The following is a 6,796-nucleotide window of genomic DNA, read 5'->3' on the forward strand; positions in this document are numbered from 1 at the left end:
CCGGCTACCACCGGCTGCTGCTGACATCGGCCGAGGCGACGCTGGCGGTTGCCCCGCAAAAAGCGCCCAGCCTGGCTGACCTGACCGGGGCGGCCAGCCCGCGCTGCTGGGGTCTGGCCGCGCAGGTCTACAGCCGCCGCCAGGATGCGCATGCCGCCGTGCCGCGCACGCACGGGTTCGGCGATTTCGGTGCGCTACGCGAACTGGCGGTGGCCGCCGCGGAGCAAGGCGCCGACATGCTGGCCATCAGCCCCGTCCACGCGATGTACACGGCACAACCCGAGCGCTCCAGCCCGTACTCGCCGTCCAACCGCCTCTTCCTGAACGTGCTGTACGCGGCGCCCGCCTCGGTGCTGGGGCAGGACGCGATGATGCGCGCGCTGTCCGGCGTGGAGCCCGCCGAACTCACCGCGTTGGACGGGCTGGATCTCATCGATTGGCCGGCCGCCGCAGCGATCCGGTTGCGGGTGCTGCGCGCGCTGCATGCGGAGTTTGGGCGCAGCGGCGCCGTCAGCCAGCGGGCGCGCTACGCGCAGTTCTGCGAAGACCGCGGCCAGGCGCTGCGCGATCACGCGATCTTCGAGGCGCTGCATGCCGCGCAGCGCGAGCCGGACGGCACCATCCAGCCGTGGCAGAAATGGCCGGCCGCCTTGCGCGATCCGACCTCGTCCCAGGTCAGGCGTTTTGCGCAGGACCATCCGCTTGAGGTGGACTTCCATCAGTTCGCGCAATGGGTCGCGGCAGAGAATCTGGCCGCAGCACACGCAGCCGGTCGCGAGGCCGGCATGCGGCTCGGCCTGCTTGCCGACCTGGCAGTGGGCGCCAGTCCGGACGGCAGCCACGCATGGAGCCGGCAGGCCGACCTGATGCGCGGCATGTCGGTCGGCGCGCCGCCTGACATCTACAACCCGCTTGGACAAGGCTGGGGCCTCACCGCGTTTTCGCCGCGCGCGCTGCACACGAACGGCTACGCCGCGTTCATCGAGATGCTGCGCGCGGTGCTGGCCCACACGGGCGGCGTGCGCATCGATCACATTCTGGGCATGGCGCGGCTGTGGCTGGTGCCGGAAGGCGCGTCGCCCGCCGACGGCGCCTATCTGCGCTACCCGCTGGACGAGATATTGGCGCTGATTGCGCTGGAGGCGTGGCGCCACCGCGCCTGCGCCATCGGCGAAAACCTGGGCACGGTGCCCGAAGGGTTCGACGACCGGTTGAAGGACAACGGCGTCCTTGGCATGAACGTGTTGTGGTTCATGCGCCAGTCGCCGGAAGTGCAGCCGGAAGCGGGAGCCGAAGGTGCAAAGGCGCCACGCTCCCATGCTGCGGGTGCGGAAGACGTGGGCCCAGACGAAGTGGACGCCGAATCGCCTGCCGGATTCACGCCGCCCGCCGAATGGCCCGAGAACGCCGCCGCCATGACCACCACCCACGACCTGCCAACCCTGCTCGGCTGGTGGAAAGCGCGCGACATCGACTGGCGCGTCAAACTCGATCTGCTGGGCGCCGACGACGACGAGGCCAGCCTGCGCGCCGCGCGCGCGCAGGATCGGGAGATGCTCTGCCGCGCCCTGGACCTCGAGGTGGAAGCACCGCCCGACGAGGCGCCGGTCCCCGAGCTGTTGCGCTTCGTGTCGTCCAGTCCCTGCCCGCTGCTGCTGGTGCCGATGGAAGACATCGCCGGCGTGCTGGATCAGCCGAACCTGCCCGGCACCATCGATACCCATCCCAACTGGCGCCAGCGTTTGCCCTTGAGCATCCGCGCGACCTTTGCAGACCCCGCCGCGCAAACCCGCCTGGATGCCGCGCGCGCCGGAAGGAGACAATCTTGAGCACACCGCTAGCCACCGCCCGCCTGCAACTGCATGCAGGATTCACGCTCGATGACGCGTGCGCGCAGGTGGACTATTACGCAGACCTGGGCGTCAGCCATCTGTATCTATCGCCCATCACCCGCGCGCGCGAGGGATCCACCCACGGCTACGACGTCATCGACCATGCCGTCGTCAGTCCGGAACTGGGCGGCGAGCCCGCCCTGCTCCGCCTGGCCAGCGCCGCACGCGCACGCGGCCTGGGCCTGATCGCGGACATCGTGCCCAACCACATGGCAGCGAATCCCGCGAACGCGTGGTGGCGCGACGTGCTCGCCAATGGACCGGCAAGCGCGTTCTCGGGTTACTTCGATATCGAATGGAACCCGCCAGCGCCGGCACTGCGCAACAAGGTGCTGCTGCCGGTGCTGGGCGACCCGTACGGCGCGGCGCTGGAGCACGGCGCCATCACGCCGCAATGGGACACCGGCGCGTCCACCCCCGAGCTGGACGTCCATGGACAACGCTTCCCGCTGACGCCGTCGTCCGTGCCGCGCGGCGCCGAGCGCCAGGCCTGGCTGCGGGAACACGACCCGTCACAACCCGCTGGACGGCAGCGCCTGCACGAACTGCTGGAACGCCAGCACTACCGTCTTGCGTGGTGGCGCACGGCGCCGGACCAGATCAACTGGCGGCGCTTCTTTGAGATCAGCGAATTGGTCGGCGTGCGCGTCGAGGACGAAGCGGTGTTCGACGCCGTGCACGCGCTGGTCCTGAGGCTGTACGCGCAAGGCGTACTCGACGGGCTGCGCATCGACCATATCGATGGCCTTGCATCGCCAGGCGGATATCTGCGCAGGTTGTCGGCGCGGCTTGAACAGGCCAACGCCAACCGCCCCGCGGCGCTGCGCCAGGACCAACCCTACCTCGTGATCGAAAAAATTCTGGCGCATGACGAGGCGCTGGACCCGCGCTGGCTGACGGACGGCACCACCGGCTACGACTTCATGGATCAGGTGAGCGCGGTGCTGCACGACCCGCAGGCCGAAGCGCCGCTCCAGGCGTTCTGGCAAACGTTGACCGGCGATGAGCGCGACCCCGCCGAGCAGTTGCGCGCGGCCCGGGTGCGCATGCTTGCCCGCCATTTCCCGGCGGAACGGCAGGCGCTGGTGCGCTGCATGGAACAGATCGCCGCCCGCGACCTGCGCACGCGCGACTGGACCGCCACGGCGATCGACCGCGCGCTGAGCGCCCTGTTGGCCGCCTTCCCCGTCTACCGTACCTATGCGGAGGACGAGGGCCGTAATCCGGCAGACGCGCAGCAGCGAGAGATCGCGGTCCAGGGCGCGGCGACGGCGATGGCGGCCCGCGAAGGCTCCGCCGACACGACGCTGCTGGCGCAGCTCGCGCAGTGGTTGAACGGCGAAACGGATCACCCCACCGCCCTGCGCCGCTTCCAGCAATTGACGCCGCCGCTGGCCGCCAAGGCGCTTGAAGACACCCTCTTCTACCGATATGGCCCGCTGCTGTCGCGCAACGAGGTTGGTGCGTCGCCGGCCTGCTTCAGCCTGACCGCCGAGAACTTCTTCGCCGCCAGCGCCATCCGCGCGCGGACCCATCCCCGCGCCATGCTGGCCACCGCCACGCACGACCACAAGCGCGGCGAAGACACGCGGATGCGGCTCGCTGTCCTGACCGAGATGCCCGAACGCTGGCAGGAAGCGGCGCGCGGCTGGATCGACGCATTGCCCGGCGGCATCAGCCGCGCAGACCGCTACATGCTCATCCAGACGCTGATCGGCGCCTGGCCCTGCGAATGGCGTGCGGATCCGGCCGGCTGGACGCCCGACGCGCTGCAGCAATGGCTGGACCGGATCGGCCAATGGCAGGAAAAGGCCCTGCGCGAGGCCAAGCTGCACACGAGCTGGACCGATCAGGATCCCACCTACGAAGCCGCCGCGAAGGAATGCCTGGCATGGCTGGGCGGTGATTCCGAAGGCCGCCGCGTGCTGGCCAGCATTGCCGCCTTTGCGCTCGACATTGCGCCAGCCGGAATGGTCAACAGCTTCACGCAGACGTTGCTGCGCAATACGTTGCCCGGCGTGCCGGATCTTTATCAGGGCACCGACCTGTGGGATTTCAGCCTGGTCGACCCCGACAATCGCCGGCCGGTCGACTACGCCCTGCGGGCCAAGCTGCTCGCGGGTGGATCACACGACGTGGCGATGGACCTGTCCGAATCCGCCTGGCGCACGGGCGCGGTCAAGCAGGCGTTGATCCACCGCCTGCTGATGGCCCGCCAGCGAGCGCCTGAGCCTTTTGCGGGCGGTGACTTCCATTCCGTCTCTGCCCTCGGCGCCCGAGCCGATCATGTCCTGTCGTATGTGCGGCAACACGGCGGCCAGACCGCACTCATTGTCGGGGCGCGAACGTGCGCACTGCAATTGACGGGTTATGCGCTTGGCGATGCACCCGCGGCGCGGGCTTTCTGGGCCGACACGGCGCTGCGTCTGCCTGCAGGCATTCCTGGCCTTTCGCTCCATGACGCGTTGACGGGACGCCGTGTGCGCGCAGGCGCAGACGGCTTGCTGCCAATCACGGAGTTGCTGCGAGACAGCCCGGCAGTGCTCTGCCTGTCGGCCTAAAAGGGCTTTCGAACGCAATTCGGCCCCGGACACGTCACGGAGGGAGACGCGGCCGGGGCCGTCAGGCACTACGCATTGAACCGCGCGCTGGTCACGCGGCTAGCGTAGCCAACGCATTTAGCGCTGAGTCTTGTTCTGCTGATTGGAAGACTGACCCTGCTGATTGCGGTCTTTTTCCATCTGCTGACCCGATTGGCCGGGTTGCTGCCCCTGCTGGTTGCGATCCCGGGGATTTTCCTGGGATTGTTGCTTTTGCGGTTGCTTCTGCTGGTCGGGTTGGTTCTGGTTGGCCATTACACGTCTCCTGAATAGAAGCGGAGATATTCCGCACTTATCCTTGAGCAACCGCCGTGCCCAACACGGCGCGCCGGGGGGACGCGAGGATGGCGATTTCTGGGGACGGACGCAGCGGGCGGAAATTCCCGCGCCGATCGGTAAAAACTACCCTTGCACGGTGCCTATAGCAGCGCGGTGTGCACGGCCGGGCGGCCCGGTTCGGCCTCCTGGCCGGGACCGTCGAATGCGTCCAGCCACGACGATGCATAGGCGGCGGGCGCCGCCAGCGGCTCGCCGCCGTCGCGCTGCGTCCGCAGGCGCATGATCAACTCGTCCAGCGGCATGGGACGGCCCAATGAAAACCCCTGCCCATAGCGGCATCCTGCCGCACGCAGAGCGGGTATGTCGGCCACGTTCTCCACGCCTTCCGCGACCACGCGCCAGCCCAGGCGGGTGGCCAGCTCCGCAGCGGTGCGCAGCACCTCGAAGGCAACGGCGCTGCGCCGCATGCGCGTGACGAAATACTGGTCGATCTTCACTTCGGACAGGGGAAGCGCGGACAGCAGCTTCAGCGACGCATGGCCGGTGCCGAAGTCGTCCAGACTGACCTCGCAGCCCGCCTCTTCCAGTCGTAGCAGCGACGCGCGCAGCACGTCCAGATCGTGGATGGGCTGGTCTTCGGTCAGTTCGACGCGCACCAGGGACGGGGGCAGCTCCGCGGCCCGCACGCGGTCCAACAGGAAATCGACACAACGCAGTTCAGAAAGCGTGGTGGCCGGCGCGTTGATCGCCAGCGGCACGGCAACGCCAACGCGGCGCAGCGTCTGCAGCGCGTCGATGACCCGCACGCATATGCGCTCAAAAAGCATGCCGTCCAGCCCCAGCCGGTTCACCGCAGGGATGAAGTCGGCAGGCATGACGATGCCCAGTTGCGGATGCTGCCAGCGAACCAGCGCTTCGGCAGAAACGATGCGACCTGTGAGCAGGTCGACTTGGGGCTGCAAGAGTACGCGCAGCCCATCACGTCCGGTGATCATGGCGGTAATTTCCGCATCGCTGACCACGGGTTGCTGGCAAGACTCGGTATTGATCATCGGCTTGCTCCAGATGCATCCCGACATGTTGCCTGCGCTGTCCGGGCGCAGATCGGGACACGATATTGACGCATTCTGCGCTCTCCGCGCCATAAAGTCACACACATGTAACTAACAGTGTTAAGGTGCGCAAATTCATGTTTGGCGCGGGTTTCCAGGCGGCTCGAGTGCCGCTTCGTTCGGCCTTTGTGCCAGTGGTTTCCGCCGCTTGGCGCAAACTCCCGCCCTCGTCTTGTCGACATGGTAGGGTTGCCATCTTTCCGGCCTGCCCAGCCAATTTTTCCGCTGCATTTCATCCGCGTGACTAGTCTGCTTACCCGTTGGCGCGCCTCCCTGCGCAATGTGCTGTGGCTCGATGCCCTGCAAGCCGCCGCCATCAGCGCGGCCCCCGTCATCCTTGCCGTGCTGGTGCACGAACCGCGCCTGGGCTGGACCGCCATCGCCGCGTTCTGGGCCTGCTTCGGCGACCCCGGCGGTCCGCTGCGCAAGCGCGCGGGGTCGATGCTCGCGCTGGGCCTGATCGGCGCCCTGTACTGCCTGCTGGCCAGCGCCAGCGCCTCGCATGTCTGGTTGCTGTTGCCGCTGACCTTTGTGTGCTGCACCTTCGGCGGACTGCTGCGGGTGCTGGGTCCCGCCGCCGCCATCGTGGGTACGCTACTGTCGGCCGGCTTCGTCGTAGCCGCCGAGCTGCCGGCCCCGACGCTCACCGAAAGCCTCTGGTACACACTGTTCTTTCTGGCGGGCGCGGTGTGGGCGATTTTGATGACGGCGCTCGTCTGGCGCCGACGGCCCTGGAAGGACGCCACCCATGCGGTCGCCCATTGCTACCGGGGTCTCGCGGACTTTTCCGATGCGCTGGCCCGCATGTACTCCGGCCTTGCCCCCGCCGCGGGACCACAGGCCTGGAGCGCCGTTGTCCGCCCGCAGCGCAGCGCCCAACGCGCCGCGCTGGAAGCCGCCCGCGTGCGGATCC

Annotated in this window: 4 protein-coding genes and 1 pseudogene; 3 read left to right on the plus strand and 2 right to left on the minus strand. The window is 68.0% G+C overall.

The genetic code is table 11. The features are described from left to right. The coding region (gene malQ, locus B3446_RS10760; RefSeq protein ID WP_291380835.1) for a 4-alpha-glucanotransferase at nt 1–1,829 on the plus strand (1,829 nt) is incomplete at its 5' end. Beyond that, nucleotides 1,826–4,453 carry a malto-oligosyltrehalose synthase gene (treY, locus tag B3446_RS10765; protein WP_291380837.1) on the plus strand — a complete coding sequence of 876 codons (2,628 nt, stop codon included), beginning with the start codon at nt 1,826–1,828 and terminating at the stop codon, nt 4,451–4,453. The genes malQ and treY, both read left to right, overlap by 4 nt. A 117-nt stretch (nt 4,454–4,570) precedes the next feature. Here the strand turns inward: treY and B3446_RS10770 are convergent, their stop codons facing one another. Both B3446_RS10770 and B3446_RS10775 read right to left on the minus strand, forming a co-directional pair. After that, a complete protein-coding gene (locus B3446_RS10770; protein ID WP_191577107.1) occupies nt 4,571–4,747 on the minus strand; it encodes a hypothetical protein in 177 nt (58 codons plus the stop codon). Between the two features lie 164 nt (nt 4,748–4,911). Next, complete coding sequence (locus B3446_RS10775) at nt 4,912–5,823, minus strand: EAL domain-containing protein (protein WP_291380840.1); 912 nt, start codon at nt 5,821–5,823, stop codon at nt 4,912–4,914. A gap of 300 nt (nt 5,824–6,123) precedes the next feature. Here B3446_RS10775 and B3446_RS10780 point away from each other — a divergent pair. Next, nucleotides 6,124–6,796, plus strand: a pseudogene (locus tag B3446_RS10780) (FUSC family membrane protein); the annotation flags it as partial.

Source organism: Achromobacter sp. UBA5777 (assembly GCF_002418565.1).
GTDB lineage: Bacteria > Pseudomonadota > Gammaproteobacteria > Burkholderiales > Burkholderiaceae_B > Achromobacter > Achromobacter animicus.